The organism is Streptomyces sp. NPDC058195 (genome assembly GCF_042883525.1).
In the GTDB taxonomy this organism is placed as follows: domain Bacteria; phylum Actinomycetota; class Actinomycetes; order Streptomycetales; family Streptomycetaceae; genus Streptomyces.
In genome coordinates, this window is the sequence record NZ_JBHVVM010000004.1 from 191,023 (window position 1) to 207,456 (window position 16,434).

The 16,434-nt window shown below is 69.6% G+C and carries 17 protein-coding genes and 1 pseudogene; 17 read left to right on the forward strand and 1 reads right to left on the reverse strand.

What is annotated here, in order from left to right; translation table 11 throughout:
• Nucleotides 1-134: 134 nt before the first annotated feature.
• From arc to prcA, 6 genes and pseudogenes are all read left to right on the forward strand, one after another.
• Nucleotides 135-1,901, forward strand: coding sequence for a proteasome ATPase (gene arc / locus ACFVWY_RS06855; protein ID WP_389868034.1), 1,767 nt, complete (start codon nt 135-137; stop codon nt 1,899-1,901).
• Nucleotides 1,902-2,137: 236 nt separating this feature from the next.
• Nucleotides 2,138-3,649, forward strand: coding sequence for a depupylase/deamidase Dop (gene dop, locus ACFVWY_RS06860; RefSeq protein ID WP_389868036.1), 1,512 nt, complete (start codon nt 2,138-2,140; stop codon nt 3,647-3,649).
• Nucleotides 3,650-3,771: 122 nt separating this feature from the next.
• Entirely contained in the window at nt 3,772-3,990 is a 219-nt protein-coding gene (locus tag ACFVWY_RS06865) for a ubiquitin-like protein Pup (protein WP_389868038.1), read from the forward strand.
• Nucleotides 3,991-4,091: 101 nt separating this feature from the next.
• Nucleotides 4,092-4,282: pseudogene (locus ACFVWY_RS06870) on the forward strand (endonuclease domain-containing protein); the annotation flags it as partial.
• Entirely contained in the window at nt 4,234-5,079 is an 846-nt protein-coding gene (prcB, locus tag ACFVWY_RS06875; protein WP_389868040.1) for a proteasome subunit beta, read from the forward strand. The pseudogene ACFVWY_RS06870 and the gene prcB, both read left to right, overlap by 49 nt.
• Before the next feature lie 59 nt (nt 5,080-5,138).
• The gene (gene prcA, locus ACFVWY_RS06880) at nt 5,139-5,933 is read left to right on the forward strand and encodes a proteasome subunit alpha (RefSeq protein ID WP_389868042.1); all 795 of its coding nucleotides are present in this window, start codon (nt 5,139-5,141) and stop codon (nt 5,931-5,933) included.
• Nucleotides 5,934-5,993: 60 nt separating this feature from the next.
• Here prcA and ACFVWY_RS06885 read toward each other — a convergent pair whose 3' ends face one another.
• Nucleotides 5,994-7,019, reverse strand: coding sequence for a LacI family DNA-binding transcriptional regulator (locus tag ACFVWY_RS06885; RefSeq protein ID WP_389868044.1), 1,026 nt, complete (start codon nt 7,017-7,019; stop codon nt 5,994-5,996).
• Nucleotides 7,020-7,151: 132 nt separating this feature from the next.
• Between ACFVWY_RS06885 and ACFVWY_RS06890 the strand changes: the two genes are divergently transcribed.
• The 11 genes from ACFVWY_RS06890 (at nt 7,152) to ACFVWY_RS06940 (ending at nt 16,391) form a co-directional block, all read left to right on the forward strand.
• Nucleotides 7,152-8,411 (forward strand): MFS transporter, encoded by a 1,260-nt coding sequence (locus tag ACFVWY_RS06890; RefSeq protein ID WP_389868046.1) that lies wholly within the window; start codon nt 7,152-7,154, stop codon nt 8,409-8,411.
• A gap of 9 nt (nt 8,412-8,420) precedes the next feature.
• Nucleotides 8,421-9,782 carry a Pup--protein ligase gene (gene pafA, locus ACFVWY_RS06895; protein WP_389868048.1) on the forward strand — a complete coding sequence of 454 codons (1,362 nt, stop codon included), beginning with the start codon at nt 8,421-8,423 and terminating at the stop codon, nt 9,780-9,782.
• A 126-nt stretch (nt 9,783-9,908) separates the two neighbouring features.
• Nucleotides 9,909-10,856, forward strand: a complete 948-nt coding sequence (locus ACFVWY_RS06900) for an FKBP-type peptidyl-prolyl cis-trans isomerase (RefSeq protein WP_389868050.1) — start codon at nt 9,909-9,911, stop codon at nt 10,854-10,856.
• Between the two features lie 43 nt (nt 10,857-10,899).
• Nucleotides 10,900-11,274, forward strand: coding sequence for an FKBP-type peptidyl-prolyl cis-trans isomerase (locus ACFVWY_RS06905; protein WP_389868051.1), 375 nt, complete (start codon nt 10,900-10,902; stop codon nt 11,272-11,274).
• A 114-nt stretch (nt 11,275-11,388) separates the two neighbouring features.
• Nucleotides 11,389-12,342, forward strand: coding sequence for a helix-turn-helix transcriptional regulator (locus ACFVWY_RS06910; RefSeq protein WP_389868053.1), 954 nt, complete (start codon nt 11,389-11,391; stop codon nt 12,340-12,342).
• A gap of 16 nt (nt 12,343-12,358) precedes the next feature.
• Nucleotides 12,359-13,318, forward strand: a complete 960-nt coding sequence (locus ACFVWY_RS06915) for a helix-turn-helix transcriptional regulator (RefSeq protein ID WP_389868055.1) — start codon at nt 12,359-12,361, stop codon at nt 13,316-13,318.
• Between the two features lie 18 nt (nt 13,319-13,336).
• A complete protein-coding gene (locus ACFVWY_RS06920) occupies nt 13,337-13,606 on the forward strand; it encodes a hypothetical protein (protein ID WP_389868056.1) in 270 nt (89 codons plus the stop codon).
• A gap of 75 nt (nt 13,607-13,681) precedes the next feature.
• Nucleotides 13,682-13,882 (forward strand): hypothetical protein, encoded by a 201-nt coding sequence (locus ACFVWY_RS06925; protein WP_389868058.1) that lies wholly within the window; start codon nt 13,682-13,684, stop codon nt 13,880-13,882.
• Nucleotides 13,883-14,154: 272 nt separating this feature from the next.
• Complete coding sequence (gene tatA / locus ACFVWY_RS06930) at nt 14,155-14,448, forward strand: Sec-independent protein translocase subunit TatA (protein ID WP_389868348.1); 294 nt, start codon at nt 14,155-14,157, stop codon at nt 14,446-14,448.
• Nucleotides 14,449-14,513: 65 nt separating this feature from the next.
• A complete protein-coding gene (tatC, locus tag ACFVWY_RS06935; protein WP_389868060.1) occupies nt 14,514-15,464 on the forward strand; it encodes a twin-arginine translocase subunit TatC in 951 nt (316 codons plus the stop codon).
• A gap of 18 nt (nt 15,465-15,482) precedes the next feature.
• A complete protein-coding gene (locus ACFVWY_RS06940) occupies nt 15,483-16,391 on the forward strand; it encodes a diacylglycerol kinase (protein ID WP_389868062.1) in 909 nt (302 codons plus the stop codon).
• The last annotated feature ends 43 nt before the right edge of the window (nt 16,392-16,434 follow it).

The following is a 16,434-nucleotide window of genomic DNA, read 5'->3' on the forward strand; positions in this document are numbered from 1 at the left end:
TCCCCTGACACGAGGGGGAACGCAAGGGTGAAGATCGGACACGCACCGCAGTCTTTGTGATCTAGGGGTTTCAATCATCACCCACGCAGGTAGGGTCAGGAAGCGTCCAGCTCCCCTTGGAGGAGGTGAGGACCGTGGCAGCCCACGACGACGACATCAACCGCGGCATCCGGCCCGGACGGGGGTCCGAAGACCCGGCCGGCCAGGTTGCCTATCTCGAGCAGGAAATCGCCGTCCTGCGACGTAAGCTCGCCGACTCTCCGCGCCATACGAGGATTCTCGAAGAGCGGATCGTCGAGTTGCAGACCAACCTGTCAGGCGTCTCCGCACAGAATGAGCGGCTCGCCGGCACATTGCGCGAGGCCCGCGACCAGATCGTGGCCCTCAAGGAAGAAGTCGACCGGCTCGCGCAGCCACCGGCCGGTTTCGGGGTGTTTCTGCAGAGCAACGAGGACGGCACCTGCGACATCTTCACCGGGGGCCGCAAGCTCCGGGTGAACGTCAGTCCCAGCGTTGAGCCCGACGGCCTGCGGCGCGGCCAGGAAGTCATGCTCAACGAAGCGCTCAACGTGGTCGAAGCCATGGAATTCGAGCGGGCCGGTGACATCGTCACCCTCAAGGAAATCCTTGAGGACGGCGAGCGGGCCCTGGTCATCGGGCACACCGACGAGGAACGGGTGGTGCGGCTCGCCGAGCCGCTGCTGGACATGACCATCCGTCCCGGCGACGCCCTCCTGCTCGAACCCAGGTCCGGCTACGTCTACGAAGTGGTTCCCAAGAGCGAGGTCGAGGAGCTCGTCCTCGAAGAGGTCCCGGACATCGACTACAACAAGATCGGCGGTCTGGGCGACCAGATCGAGCTGATCCGCGACGCGGTCGAGCTGCCCTACCTGCACCCCGACCTCTTCAAGGAACACGAGCTGCGTCCCCCGAAGGGCATCCTGCTCTACGGGCCGCCCGGCTGCGGCAAGACGCTCATCGCCAAGGCCGTCGCCAACTCGCTTGCCAAGAAGGTCGCAGAGGTCACCGGCCAGCCGGCCGGGAAGAGCTACTTCCTCAACATCAAGGGTCCTGAGCTGCTCAACAAGTACGTCGGTGAGACCGAGCGGCACATCCGCCTGGTCTTCCAGCGGGCTCGCGAGAAGGCCAGTGAGGGCACTCCGGTCATCGTCTTCTTCGACGAGATGGAGTCCCTCTTCCGCACCCGCGGATCCGGTGTCAGCTCGGACGTGGAGAACACCATCGTCCCCCAGCTGCTCGCCGAGATCGACGGTGTCGAGGGCCTGGAGAACGTCATCGTCATCGGCGCCTCCAACCGCGAGGACATGATCGACCCCGCGATCCTGCGGCCCGGCCGTCTCGACGTGAAGATCAAGATCGAGCGCCCGGACGCGGAGGCCGCGAAGGACATCTTCGCGAAGTACCTCACGCCTTCGCTGCCACTGCACGCGGACGACCTCGCGGAGCACACCGGCTCCAAGGAGGCCGCTACCCAGGCCATGATCCAGTCGGTCGTCGAGCGGATGTACACCGAGTCCGAGGAGAACCGCTTCCTCGAGGTCACGTACGCCAACGGCGACAAGGAAGTCCTCTACTTCAAGGACTTCAACTCCGGCGCGATGATCCAGAACATCGTCGACCGGGCCAAGAAGATGGCCATCAAGGCCTTCCTCGACCAGGGGCAGAAGGGCCTGCGCGTCTCCCACCTCCTCCAGGCCTGCGTGGACGAGTTCAAGGAGAACGAGGACCTCCCGAACACCACCAACCCGGACGACTGGGCCCGGATCTCCGGCAAGAAGGGCGAGCGGATCGTCTTCATCCGCACCCTTGTCACCGGAAAGCAGGGCGCGGACACCGGCCGCTCCATCGACACGGTGGCGAACACCGGGCAGTACCTGTAGAAACGCCAACCGGCTGCGGATGCCCGGCCGGGCATCCGCAGCCGGTTGCTTTCGGTACGTCCCACGCGACACCGCGGCAATGGCGCAATTGATCTCCCCTGCCGGGGCAGCGGCGCTCTAGGCTCTTGCGTACCGCCCGGTCGCGCAACGCGTGGACGGGCCGTGCACGCGCACCGACAAGCAGCGGTACTTGAGCGCCGCCCCTCAAGGGAGCGCCGCCGGGCAAGGAGGGCCGCATGACCGTACGGCGAGTAATGGGCATCGAGACGGAGTACGGGATCTCCGTCCCCGGCCACCCCAACGCCAATGCCATGCTCACCTCGTCCCAGATCGTCAACGCCTACGCGGCGGCGATGCACCGGGCGCGCCGCGCCCGCTGGGACTTCGAGGAGGAGAATCCGCTGCGGGACGCGCGGGGTTTCGACCTCGCCCGCGAGACCGCGGACGCCAGCCAGCTCACCGACGAGGACATCGGCCTCGCCAACGTCATCCTCACCAACGGGGCCCGTCTCTACGTCGACCACGCGCACCCCGAGTACAGCTCCCCCGAGGTCACCAATCCGCGGGACGCGGTCCTCTGGGACAAGGCAGGGGAGCGCATCATGGCCGAGGCCGCCGAGCGCGCGGCCCAGCTGCCCGGCGCCCAGCCGATCCATCTGTACAAGAACAACACCGACAACAAGGGCGCCTCGTACGGCACGCACGAGAACTACCTGATGAAGCGGGAGACCGCGTTCTCCGACATCGTGCGCCACCTGACCCCGTTCTTCGTCTCCCGCCAGGTGGTCACCGGCGCGGGGCGGGTGGGAATCGGCCAGGACGGCCACGAGCACGGCTTCCAGATCAGCCAGCGCGCCGACTACTTCGAGGTCGAGGTCGGCCTGGAGACCACGCTCAAGCGCCCCATCATCAACACCCGGGACGAGCCCCACTCCGACGCCGAGAAGTACCGCCGCCTCCATGTGATCATCGGGGACGCGAACCTCTCGGAGATCTCCACCTATCTCAAGCTCGGCACCACCTCGCTGGTCCTGTCCATGATCGAGGACGGTTTCATCAACGTCGATCTCGCGGTCGACCAGCCGGTGCGCACGCTTCACCAGGTCTCCCACGATCCGGAGCTCGCCCACCTCATCACGCTGCGCAGCGGCCGCACCCTCACCGCGGTACAACTGCAGATGGAGTACTTCGAGCTGGGCCGCAAGTACGTGGAAGAGCGGTACGGGGCCGACGCCGACGAGCAGACCAAGGACATCCTGATCCGCTGGGAGGACACGCTCAACCGGCTGGAGAACGATCCGATGAGCCTGTCGGGCGAGCTGGACTGGATCGCCAAGCGGGAGCTGATGGAGGGCTACCGCCGCCGCGACGGCCTGGACTGGGACGCGGCCCGTCTGCACCTGGTGGATCTCCAGTACGCCGACGTGCGGGCCGAGAAGGGCCTGTACAACCGCCTGGCGGCCCGCGGGAAGATGCAGCGGCTGCTGGACGAGAACGAGGTCGACCAGGCCCGTACGAAGCCTCCGGAGGACACCAGGGCCTATTTCCGGGGCCGCTGCCTGGAGCAGTACGCCGACGACGTGGCCGCGGCCTCCTGGGACTCGGTCATCTTCGACCTTCCGGGTCACGACTCGTTGCAGCGGGTGCCCACCCTGGAGCCGCTGCGCGGCACCCGTAGCCACGTCAAGGAGCTCCTGGACCGCTGCCGCACGGCCGAAGAGCTGGTCCAGGTCCTGTCGGGCGGCTGAAAGGGCCGGGAACGGGGAATCATCGGGATGACCCCCGGACGTTGAGGGAAAGTACCGGGCCGATGTCGGAGCCCGTGGGTAGGGTCTCAGTCAAGTGCTTCGAACCGAGCGGGGTGAGCTAGATGGCGACCAAGGACACCGGCGGCGGACAGCAGAAGGCGACGCGCTCCACCGAGGAGGTCGAGGAGCAGGCGCAGGAAGCGCAGGGCTCGGCGGACCTCAAGGACCGCCAGGAGAAGCTGAGCGACGATGTCGACTCGGTCCTCGACGAGATCGACGATGTGCTCGAGGAGAACGCGGAGGACTTCGTGAGGTCCTTCGTCCAGAAGGGCGGACAGTAATTCGCGTATGTGAACGCGAGGGATCGGGGGGCGGTATGCGCGGTACGGGCCGGGGTGGCCCGTACCGCGCGGTCGCAAACGGCGGCGCGAGCCGCGCAACCGCCCCCGCGGTCCGGGTGGATCACCGCCGCGGGACGGGTAGGGTCCGTGGCGTAACCGCATCAACTGCAACTCGGCCATCGGCAAGTTGGGAGACGATCCTGACGCCTTGCGCAGGGCCGTCGCTTACCTGGAGGGAAACGCGTGGAAGCCAACACTCGTAGCACCGGGCGTCTACCAGCTGCCTTCCTGACGCCGGGATCCTCTTCGTTCATGGATTTCCTGTCCGACCAGGCGCCCGGAATGCTCCCGGGCAACCGGAACCTGCCGCCGCTGCAGGGTGCCGTCGAGGCGCCGCACGGGACGACCATCGTCGCGGCGACGTTCCCCGGCGGCGTGGTCCTCGCCGGTGACCGGCGCGCGACCATGGGCAACATGATCGCGCAGCGCGACATCGAGAAGGTCTTCCCGGCCGACGAGTACTCGGCGGTGGGCATCGCCGGCACCGCGGGGCTGGCCGTGGAGATGGTCAAGCTCTTCCAGCTGGAGCTGGAGCACTTCGAGAAGGTCGAGGGCGCCCAGCTCTCCCTGGAGGGCAAGGCCAACCGGCTCTCCACGATGATCCGCAGCAATCTGGCCATGGCCATGCAGGGCCTCGCCGTCGTGCCGCTCTTCGCGGGCTTCGACGTCGACCGCGAGCAGGGCCGCATCTTCTCGTACGACGTCACCGGCGGCCGTTCCGAGGAACACGGGTACGCGGCCACCGGCTCCGGCTCGATCTTCGCCCGCAACTCGATGAAGAAGCTCTACCGCCGGGACCTGACGGAGCAGGACGCCCTCACCCTGATCGTGCAGGCGCTGTACGACGCCGCGGACGACGACTCGGCGACCGGCGGTCCGGACGTGGCCCGGCGCATCTATCCGATCGTCACCGTCATCACCGACGAGGGTTTCCGGAGGCTGGACGAGGCGGAATCCTCCGAGATCGCCCGCGCCGTCCTGGAACACCGGCTGGAGCAGCCCGACGGCCCGCGCGCCGCGCTGCTCTGACCCTCCGTTCCACAGCTTCCCCGACGCTCTCGTCACTGACAGAAAGGGACGGATAACCGGTGTCGACGCCGTTCTATGTCTCTCCTCAGCAGGCCATGGCCGACCGGGCGGAATACGCCCGGAAGGGCATCGCCCGTGGTCGCAGCCTGGTCGTGCTGCAGTACGCCGACGGCATTGTGTTCGTCGGCGAGAACCCGTCCCGCGCGCTGCACAAGTTCAGCGAGATCTACGACCGGATCGGTTTCGCCGCAGCCGGGAAGTACAACGAGTACGAGAACCTCCGCATCGGCGGCGTGCGCTACGCCGATCTGCGCGGCTACACCTACGACCGCGACGATGTGACCGCCCGTGGGCTCGCCAACGTCTACGCGCAGACGCTCGGCACGATCTTCTCCAGCGCGGCCGAGAAGCCGTACGAGGTCGAGCTGGTGGTCGCCGAGGTCGGCGCCGATCCGGAGGGCGACCAGATCTACCGGCTGCCGCACGACGGATCGATCGTGGACGAGCACGGCTCGGTCGCGGTCGGCGGCAACGCCGAGCAGATCAGCACCTTCCTGGACCAGCGGCACCGCGACGGGATGACGCTCGCCGAGGCGCTGAAGCTTGCGGTGCAGGCGCTGTCGCGCGACCCCAACGGCAGCGAGCGGGAGATTCCCGCCGAACGGCTGGAGGTCGCGGTCCTGGACCGGACGCGACCGCAGCAGCGGAAGTTCAAGCGCATCGTCGGCGCGCAGCTCGCCCGGCTGCTGGAGGCGGACGGCGGCCCGGCGCCGACGGACGCCGCCTCCGACACCGAGGAGGGCGGCGAGTCCGCCGCGCCGAAGACGCCCGATTCCGGCGGGGACGTGGAGTAGCCCGCCCGGAGCGATCCGCACCGTGCCCCGGTCCGCCCCTCCCGGCGGGCCGGGGCACGGTCATGCCCGCGGCGGTGCCGACGAGCCGCGGGCCACCAGACGTACGGGGAGACTGCCCGGCGCGGCCGTACGGTCGTCCAGGACCGCCAGCAGGGCGGCCATCCCGCGCTCCCCGACCTGCTCGGCGGGCAGCTGCACGGTGGTCAGCTCCGGCTCCACGGCCACGGCCAGCGCCAGGTCGTCGAAGCCGGTGACCGACAGGTCGTCGGGGACGCGCAGACCGAGCCTGCGGGCGGCCTTGCAGGCACCCGCGGCGAGGATGTCGTCGTCGCAGACGAGCGCGGTGGGCGCGGGCTCCGGGGCGGCCAGCGCACGCTCCGCCGCGGCCCGGGCCGCGTGCACGTCGAGCGCCGCCGTGACCGTCCGCAGCGAGGTGCCCGGCACCGTGCTCAGGCTGTCGTGCAGGGCCCGGCCGCGCACCGCGAAGGTCCAGGAGTCGACCGCCGAGGCCAGGTGGACGAAGCGGCGGTGGCCCAGGGCGAGCAGGTGCTCCGCCACCTGCCGCATCCCGTCGGCGATGTCCAGATTGATCCGGGCCGCGACACCGGTGTCCGCCGGATCGCTGTCGAGCATGACCAGCGGAAGCCCGGCGCCGCGCAGCGCGCCGAGCGCCCCGGCCGCCATAGAGGAGGCGATCACGCCGTCCAGGGCGGAGCTGGCCGAGGCGAACGGGTCCTTGGCCGGGCCGGTCCCGTCGGGCGACGGATAGAGGACGACGCCGAAGCCGTGCTCGGCGGCGACCGCCGCGGCGCCGGTGTAGACGCGGGCGAAGAACTCGTTGGTGAGCGCGGGGACGACCAGCAGCGCGGTCCTGGTACGGCCCAGGCGCAGATTGCGGGCGGCGAGATTCGGCCGGTAGCCCAGGCCCCGGGCGGCGCCGCGGACGCGCTCGGCGGTGGCATCGGAGACCCGTCCGCGCCATTTGCCGCCGAGCACCAGGGAGACGGTGGCCTGTGAGACACCGGCGGCCCTCGCCACATCGCGGCTGGTGGGCCGGGGCGGGGCGGGCTGTGGTGCGCTGGTCACTCGGGCCTCCGGGCCGGTCGGGGCAGGCGCCGTGCGGTGGACCTGCGGACTGGCCACATGGTACGTATGAACCTCGAAGTTATACGTAAAACCTCGGGGTCGCCGGACCGCCGGGGGAGAGGGGCGAGGCTCATGGCCGCGGGCTATCTGGACATCCTCCGGGCGCGGCACGCCGCCAGGCTGCTGACGGGAACCCTGGTGGGACGGCTGCCGAACGGCACCGCCCCGATCGCGATCGTGCTGTTCACCCGCGCCGAGGGCGGCAGCTACTCCCTGGCCGGAGCGCTCGCCGCCGTCTACGGACTGGCCACCGCGGTCGGCCAGCCGCTGCTGGGGCGCGCCGTGGACCTGTACGGGCAGCCCCGCGTCCAGCTCCCCGCCGCCGTGGTGTCGGCGCTGGGCATGGTCCTGCTGGCACTGACGGGCCTGGGGTCGCTGCCGCTGGCCTACGGGGCGGTGGCGGTGGCCGGGCTCTTCACGCCGCCGCTGGAAGGCGGACTGCGGGCTCTGTGGCCGAGCGTCCTGGGCCGGGAGGACCGGGTGCACCGCGCGTACGCCATGGACGCGGTTGCCCAGGAGATCATGTTCACCGTGGGCCCGCTGCTGGTGACCGCGCTGGTCGCGTTCTGGTCGCCGTCCGCCGCGCTGCTCGTCATCAACGTGATAGGCGTCCTCGGGGCGCTCTCGGTCGTCCTCTGTGAGCCCTCCCGGGCCTGGCGCTCCGCACCCCGTGAGGCGCACTGGCTGGGCGCGCTGCGCTCGCCGGGGCTGCTGGCCCTGCTCGGGTCGTTCTTCTTCGTCGGGCTCGCGCTGGGCTCGATCACGGTGGCCGGGGTCGCCTACGCCGACGACCACGGCCGGGACTCGGTGTACGGCTGGCTGATGGCGGCGCTCGGGCTGGGCGCGCTGCTCGGTGGCGCGGTCTACGGGGCACGGCAGTGGGCCGGGGCGCCCGAACGCCGCCTCCGGGTCATCGTCGCCCTGCTGGCGCTCGGCTACCTGCCCCTGACGCTGACCCCCTCGGTGCCCGTCATGACCGCGCTGGCGGCCCTCGCGGGGGTCTTCCTGGCACCCGCGATCGCCTGCTCCTTCATCGTCGTCGACCGGCACGCCCCGCGGGGCACCGTGACCGAGGCGTTCTCGTGGCTGGTGACGACGTTCGGGGTCGGCGCGGCGGCCGGAACGGCTGTGGCGGGGCCGGCCGTCGAGGCGGGCGGCACGGCGTGGAGTTTCGCCGTCGCGGGGGCCGGAGGGGTGGCGGCACTGCTCGTTCTGCTGGCCACGGGAAAGGCGCTGGAGGTTCCCGGACGTACCGCAGTTGCCGTACGGGGATCGGAAAATGATCGAAACGGTGCTGTCGAACCCGGTTTCAGCTCAGGCCATCAGGCGTAATGTTCAGTCATGGACCGCCGCATTTTCGGGCTGGAGAACGAGTACGGCGTCACGTGCACGTTCAGGGGACAGCGCCGACTGTCCCCTGATGAAGTGGCGCGCTACCTCTTCCGCCGTGTTGTGTCATGGGGCCGCAGCAGCAATGTCTTTCTGCGGAACGGCGCCCGCCTCTACCTCGACGTGGGATCGCATCCGGAATATGCAACCCCCGAATGCGACAACCTGACCGAGCTGGTCACCCACGACAAGGCCGGTGAGCGCATTCTCGAAGGCCTGCTCGTCGATGCCGAACGCCGCCTGCACGAGGAGGGAATCGCGGGCGACGTCTACCTCTTCAAGAACAACACCGACTCGGCGGGAAACTCCTACGGATGTCATGAGAACTACCTCGTGGCCCGGCACGGAGAATTCTCCCGGCTCGCGGACATCCTCATTCCCTTCCTCGTCACGAGACAACTGATCTGCGGAGCGGGCAAGGTACTGCAGACCCCCCGGGGCGCGGTCTACTGCGTCAGCCAGCGTGCCGAGCACATCTGGGAGGGCGTCAGTTCCGCGACCACGCGTTCCCGCCCGATCATCAATACGCGTGACGAACCGCACGCGGACGCGGAGCGGTACCGCCGCCTCCACGTCATCGTCGGTGACTCCAACATGTCCGAGACGACCATGCTGCTCAAGGTCGGCGCGACCGACCTGGTGCTCCGCATGATCGAAGCGGGCACGGTGATGCGGGACCTGACGCTGGAGAACCCGATCCGGGCGATCCGCGAGGTCAGCCACGACACCACCGGGCAGCGCAAGGTACGTCTGGCCAGCGGCCGCGAGGCCTCCGCCATCGAGGTGCAGCGCGAGTACTACGAGAAGGCCGTCGACTTCGTCGACCGCCGCGGCATCCGCACCGGGACGGTCGCCCAGGTCCTGGAGCTCTGGGGCCGCACGCTCGACGCGGTCGAGGCCGAGGACCTCGACCGGATCGAGACCGAGATCGACTGGGTGATGAAGTACAAGCTCATCGAGCGGTACCGGGCCAAGCACAACATGACCATGTCGCACCCGCGGGTCGCCCAGATAGACCTCGCGTACCACGACATCCACCGTCGGCGCGGCCTGTACTACCTGCTGGAGCGCAAGGGACAGGCCGCCCGTGTCTGCAACGACCTGAAGATCTTCGAGGGCAAGTCCGTGCCCCCGCAGACCACCAGGGCGCGGCTGCGCGGCGACTTCATCCGCAAGGCCCAGGAGCAGCGGCGGGACTTCACCGTCGACTGGGTCCACCTCAAGCTCAACGACCAGGCACAGCGCACGGTGTTGTGCAAGGACCCCTTCCGTTCGGTGGACGACCGAGTGGAGAAGCTGATCGCGGGTATGTGAGCGGGCGCGGGTCACTCCCGGCCACCGGCGCGACGCGGGCCCCGTACGTATCTCGTACGGGGCCCTGCGTACGCCCTAGAGTGGCGGGGACTCAACCCATCGTGTCGTCTGAGATCTGAGGAACAAGTGCGCCGACTTGCCGGCCTTCTCGTTGTCCCCCTCCTGCTGCTGACCGCGGCATGTGGTGACGAGAAGGGCTCCGATTCCGTTTCCGCTTCCGCCGAGTCGAAGGAAGGGTTCCCCGCGATCACCGCGGGTGCGAAATTCGGTGAGAAGCCGACCCTGGCCAAGGGGGAGGGCAAGCCGCCCAAGGAGCTCAAGACCAGAGTCCTCAGCAAGGGCGACGGCGCCACGCTCAAGAACGGCGACGCGATCCAGGTCAACTACCTCGGCCAGTCCTGGGACTCCGACAAGCCCTTCGACAACAGTTTCGACCGGAAGCAGCCGTTCGACCTGACCCTGGGCGCCGGCATGGTCATCCAGGGCTGGGACAAGGGGCTCGTCGGCCAGAAGGTCGGCAGCCGCGTCCAGCTGGTCATCCCGCCGGACCTCGGCTACGGCGCCCAGGGCCAGGGTGACATCAAGCCGAACGCCACGCTCGTGTTCGTCGTCGACGTCCTGAAGGCGACGCAGATCCCGGCCTCCGCCAAGGGCACCGAGGTCGCCCAGGACAACATCGATCTGCCGAAGGTCGGCACCAACACGGACGGCAAGGCCCCCAAGGTCACCGTCCCGACCAAGAGCGCCCCGCCCGCCAAGCTCGTCTCCAACTACATCCTGGAGTCCAAGGGCGAGGTCGTGAAGGACACCGACAGCGTCGTCGTGAACTACGTCGCACTGACGTGGAAGGACGGCAAGACCTTCGACAGCACCTACGCCGCGGGCAAGACGCAGACCTTCCCGCTCGCCCAGGTGACCCTGAAGGGGCTGAAGAACGGCCTGGTCGGCAAGAAGATCGGCAGCCGGGTGCTGCTCGTCATCCCGCCGGACCAGGGCTTCGGCGACAAGGCGCAGCAGACCATCCCCGCGAAGTCCACGCTGGTCTTCGCCGTGGACCTGCTGGCGAAGATGTAAGACTGTCCCGGTTGCCCAGTTCATCATCAAGAGGAGCAAGTCAGTGAACATCGAGAAGCCCGAGATCGACTTCCCGGAAGGCGCGCCGCCGGCCGACCTGGAGATCAAGGACCTCTGGGAGGGCGACGGCCCGGTCGCCAAGGCGGGCGCCACCGTTTCCGTTCACTACGTCGGTGTGGCCTTCTCCACCGGTGAGGAGTTCGACGCCTCCTGGAACCGCGGCAGGCCGCTGGAGTTCCAGCTCGGCGCCGGCCAGGTCATCGCGGGCTGGGACCGCGGCGTGCAGGGCATGAAGGTCGGCGGCCGTCGTCAGCTGACCATCCCCGCGCACCTCGGGTACGGCGACCGCGGCGCCGGTGGCGGCGCCATCGCGCCCGGCGAGACGCTGATCTTCGTCTGCGACCTGGTCGCCGTCTGATCTCCGCCTCCGCAGGAACGAGGGCCCGTGCCGTCAGGCACGGGCCCTCGCTTTTGTCCCGGCAGCGCGGGGCGGTACGGTCGACCGTCGTAGAGCGAAACAGAAGGGGCGCCGATGGCGATTGCCAAGGCCGAGCGGCTGATGAACCTGGCGCTGTGTCTGCTGGGGACGCGCCGTCCGCTCAGCAAGCGCGAGCTGCGCGGTTCCATCGAGGCCTATCTGGAAGCGGGCTCCGACGACGCCTTCAACCGGATGTTCGAGCGTGACAAGGAAGATCTGCGCGAGCTCGGTCTGGTCATCGAGACCGTGGAGAACCTGGACGGGGAGACCGGCTACCTCGCCCGCCGCGACAGCAACCGGCTGCCCCCGATCACCCTGGACGCCGAGGAGGCCGCCGCGCTCGGGCTGGCCGCCAAGGTCTGGCAGCAGGCCCGGCTGGCCGGTGCGGCCAGCGGCGCCCTCCAGAAGCTGCGGGCCGCGGGCATGCCGGAGGCCGAGGACGCCTACGAGGTGCACAGCGCCCTCGAACCGCGCATCCCCGTCCACGAGACGGCGTTCGAGCCCCTGATGCTGGCCTGCCGCGACCGCCGCCCGGTCACCTTCGACTACCGCAAGGGCAACGCCGCCACGCCCGAGCAGCGCCAGGTCGAGCCCTGGACCCTGGAGTGCTGGCGCGGCCACTGGTACCTGGCGGGCTGGGACCGGGACCGCCGCGCCGAGCGGGTCTTCCGGCTCTCCCGCATCACCGGCCGGGTCCGCTCCCGGGCCGGAGCCTTCACCGCCGGGGTGCCCGACGTCGTGACCGTACGCGAGACCGTCGAGAGCTGGGCGGGGGAGACGGCCACCAGGACCGCGCGGATCAAGCTGCGAACCGGCGCCGGTTACCCGCTGCGCTCGCGCGCCGTGACGGTCCGGGAACTCGGGAACGGGTGGGACGAGTTGGAGATTCCGTACGGACACGGCCTGGACGCCTGGCTCGTCGAGTTCGGTCCGGACGTCGTCGTACAGGAACCCGCCGACCTGCGGGCCGATGTGGTGGACCGGCTGCGCGCCGTGGCCAAGGACTGAGGGAGAAGCGCCACCCATGGCCACGAACGCGATCGACCAGACCCGCCGGATGCTCTCCCTGGTGACGTACCTGCGCGAGCGCCCCGGCGCCCACGTCCAGGACGTCGCCCGCGCCTTCGGGATCACCGAGGACGAGCTGATCTCGGACCTCGACGTGCTGCCCATGTGCGGCACCAGCTTCCGCGGCGGGGACCTGCTGGACATCGACACCGACGGCGACCGGATCTGGTGGCACAACCCGGACGACGTCGCCGAGCCTCTGCGGCTCGCCGCCGACGAGGCGACCGCGCTGCTGGTCGCCGCCCGTGCGGTGGCCACGCTGCCGGGGCTGCGCGAGAGCGACCGGCAGGCGCTGCTGCGGGCCACCGCGAAGCTGGAGACCGCGGCTGGTGAGGTGGGGGCGGCGAGCTCGCGGCTCTCGGTCACCTTCGAGTCCGAGGGCGGCGTCTTCGCCGAGGTCGACCGGGCGATCTCCGAACGGCGCCGTCTCTGGCTGCGCTACTACTCACCCGCGCGCGACGAGCTGACCGAGCGCGAGGTGGACCCGATCCGGCTGTTCGCCGTGGGGCACACCTACATGGAGGCGTGGTGCCGCTCCTCCGAGGACCGGCGCACCTTCCGGCTCGACCGGGTCGCCGCGATCCGCCTGCTGGACGAGCCCGCCGCACCGCCCGAGCTGGAGCTGCGCGATCTGTCCGCGGGACTCGTCCAGCCGGCCGCGGAGGACCCGGAAGTCATCGTCGAGGTGGGCCCCGGCGGACGCTGGGTCGCCGAGTACTACCCGCACGACAGCGCGGAGGAACTGCCCGACGGCGGGCTGCGGATCGCGCTGCGCACCCCCGACCCGGCCTCGTTGCGCAGGCTCGCGCTGCGGCTGGGCGGCGAGGGCCGCATCGTCTCCCCGCCGGAGCTGGCGAGCAGCGCGCGGGACGCGGCCCGTGCCGCGCTCGCCGGGTACGACGACGGCGCGGTCTGAGCGGATACCGAGGAAGATATGAGCCAGATGTCTGTGGTGTCAGGCGTTCCGACCGTGGTGGTGCCCGAATCCGTACGGTTCAAGGCCGCGTGCCCGGACTGCCACGAGCGCTTCGAGCTGGCCGCGGCGGCCCTCCGCCTGGCCGTGGGGGCGAGCCGCCGGACGACGTTCTACTCCTTCACCTGCCCGCGGTGCGGGGCAGCCGTCCGCAAACCGGCCGGGGAGCGGATAGTCGAACTGCTCAGCCGGGGCGGTGTGCGGACCCTGCGTCTGCACACCGGCTGCTAGAGAGCGCCCGAAACCGCCTGGCCCTTCGCCACCGCACGCCGTCCGACACCACCTAGAAACATCGAGGCTCCGCGCATGTTCTGGCCCATGCTCGCCATCGCCCTGGGCTTTCTCGGGATCGCCGTCCTCGGCGCGCTGGCCGTCAGAGTCTTCGTCGAGGCCCAGCGGCTCGGGCGTCAGGTGACGCGTACCACCCAGCGCATCAACCGGGCCGCGGAGGACCTGGAGCGAGCCGCGACCGACCTCGCCGCGACCGGCGAGACGCTGCGCCCGTAGAGGTGGCTCCCCTCCCCTCCCGGCAGCCCGGAACCCGCTGTGAGCTGGGAGGATCGATCCGGCCGGGCGCGGCCTCCTGTTTCGCGGGTTCGGGGGGTACGCTGCTCACGGCGGCCCTGAGAGCGAGGCATGGGCCGTAATCGCACGGATGCATGGGTATTGCCCTGCGTTTACTCCTGCGGGATACGATCGCTGACGGTAAGAAGATCGGACGTCTTGTCCGAGGTTCCATCCGCCCCACCCCTGCCGCCTCGGTGAGAAGGTACACGCATATGTTCGGAAGGCTCGGCGCTCCCGAGATCATCCTGATCCTCGTCGTCATTGTTCTGCTGTTCGGCGCGAAGAAGCTTCCTGACATGGCTCGCTCGCTCGGCAAGTCGGCCCGCATCCTCAAGAGCGAGGCCAAGGCCATGAAGTCCGAGGGCGGCCCTTCGGCGACGCCGGCCGAGCCGGCCGCCAACGACACCGCCCAGGACCAGGCCGCCCCGCGCACCATCAAGGCAGCGCCCGGCGACGTGAGCAGCTCGCGTCCGGTCGGGGAGCCGACCGACTCGACCAACCGCTGACAAGTAACGGGCCGACGCAGGCGCGCTGATCGGCACGGGCCTGCTGCACGAGATGAGGACGTGGGTTGCTCAAGTCTGCCCGCAAGCAGGAGACGGACCCAGAGGGCCGCATGCCCTTGGTGGAGCACCTGCGTGAGCTGCGTAACCGCTTGGCCAAGGGGCTGCTCGGGATCGTCATCGTCACGATCGTGGCCGCGTTCTTCTACAAGGACATCATCGAGTTCTTCACCAACCCGGTGCTGAAGTCGGTCGGCTGTGAGTACAGCCTCGCCGAGCTGGCCAAGAAGAGCGACGCCACCTGCGCACGCATCGTGCTGAACGGTCTGCTCACGCCGTTCACCCTCGCCCTCAAGGTCTCCCTGATGGCCGGTGTGGTCCTCTCGTCCCCGGTCTGGCTCTACCAGCTGTGGGCCTTCGTGGCCCCCGGGCTCCACAAGCACGAGAAGAAGTACTCGCTCGCCTTCGTGGGCGCCGGGTTCCCGCTCTTCCTCGCGGGCGGTTTCTTCGCGTACAAGACGCTGCCCACCATGGCGCGGGTGCTGCTGGAGTTCTCCCCGGCCGACCTCGACAACCAGCTGCCGCTGGACGAACTGCTCGACCTGATCACACGCATGGTCGTGGTCTTCGGTCTCGCCTTCGAACTGCCGCTGCTGCTCGTGATGCTGAACGTCGGCGGGATCATCACCGGCAAGCGGATGCTCGGCTGGTGGCGGGGCATGATCATGGGCATCACCGTCTTCGCCGCCGTGGCGACGCCCAGCACCGACCCGGTGAGCATGCTGCTCCTGGCCGGACCGATCTGGGTGCTCTACTTCGCGGCCACGGCGGTCTCGCTCGTCAACGACCGGCGCAAGGCACGGGCCGCGGCGGCCGGACCCGATGACGACGAAGCCTCGGAGCTGGATCTCACGCCCGAGGACATCGGTGAGGTCGAGTCCGTCGCGTCCCGCAGGTCGCTGCCTTCGCAGTCGAACTCGGACCGTGACCGCTCGGGCGGTTACGACGACATCACCTGACCTTGTAAGGTCCCCCGGGTGACCAGCGAGATCACCCTCTTCGTCAATCCCACCGCGGGAAGCGGCCGGGGCGCGCACGCCGCGCAGCCGGCCGCTTCCGCGTTGCGGGACGCAGGTTTCTCCGTACGGACCGTGCTCGGCGTGGACGCCGACGACGCGTTGCGGCGGGCCCGCGAGGCCGTCGGGGGCGGGACCGGGGCGCTGATAGCCGTCGGCGGGGACGGCATGATGTCCCTCGCCCTCCAGGCGGTCGCCGGGACGACGACCCCGCTCGGGGTCGTCGCCGTCGGCACCGGCAACGACTTCGCCCGCGCGCTCGGGCTGCCGGTCCGCGAACCGGCCGCCGCCGGACGGCTGGCCGCCGAGGCCCTGAAGGGCGGGGCGGTCCGGGAGATCGACCTGGGCAGGGTCGGCGAGCGGTGGTTCGGCTCGGTGCTCGCCTCCGGCTTCGACTCCCGGGTCAACGACCGGGGCAACCGGATGCGGTGGATCGGCGGCCGGTTCAAGTACGACCTCGCGATCGTCGCCGAACTCGCCTCGTTCAGGCCCATCCCGTACCGCGTCAGGCTGGACGGGGGGCCGGTCCGGGAGATCGAGGCCACCTTGATCGCCGTCGGCAACGGGACGACGTACGGCGGCGGCATGCGGATCTGCGCCGGTGCCGTGATGGACGACGGGCTCTTCGACGTGACCGTGGTCGGGGACTGCAGCCGCACCACGCTGCTCAAGGTCTTCCCCCGCGTCTACAAGGGCACGCACCTCGGCCACCCCAAGGTCACCGTGCACCGGGTCTCCTCGATCGAGCTGTCCGCGGCCGGTGTCACCGCGTACGCGGACGGTGAACAGCTCGGGGCGCTGCCGCTCACCGCGACCTGTGTTCCCGGCGCCGTGCGGGTGCTCGCGCCGGTGCCGGCCCCCGCCATTTAAAGATCGCGTCACTGTCGTAGGCGGCGGGTAGGCTCGTATGCAA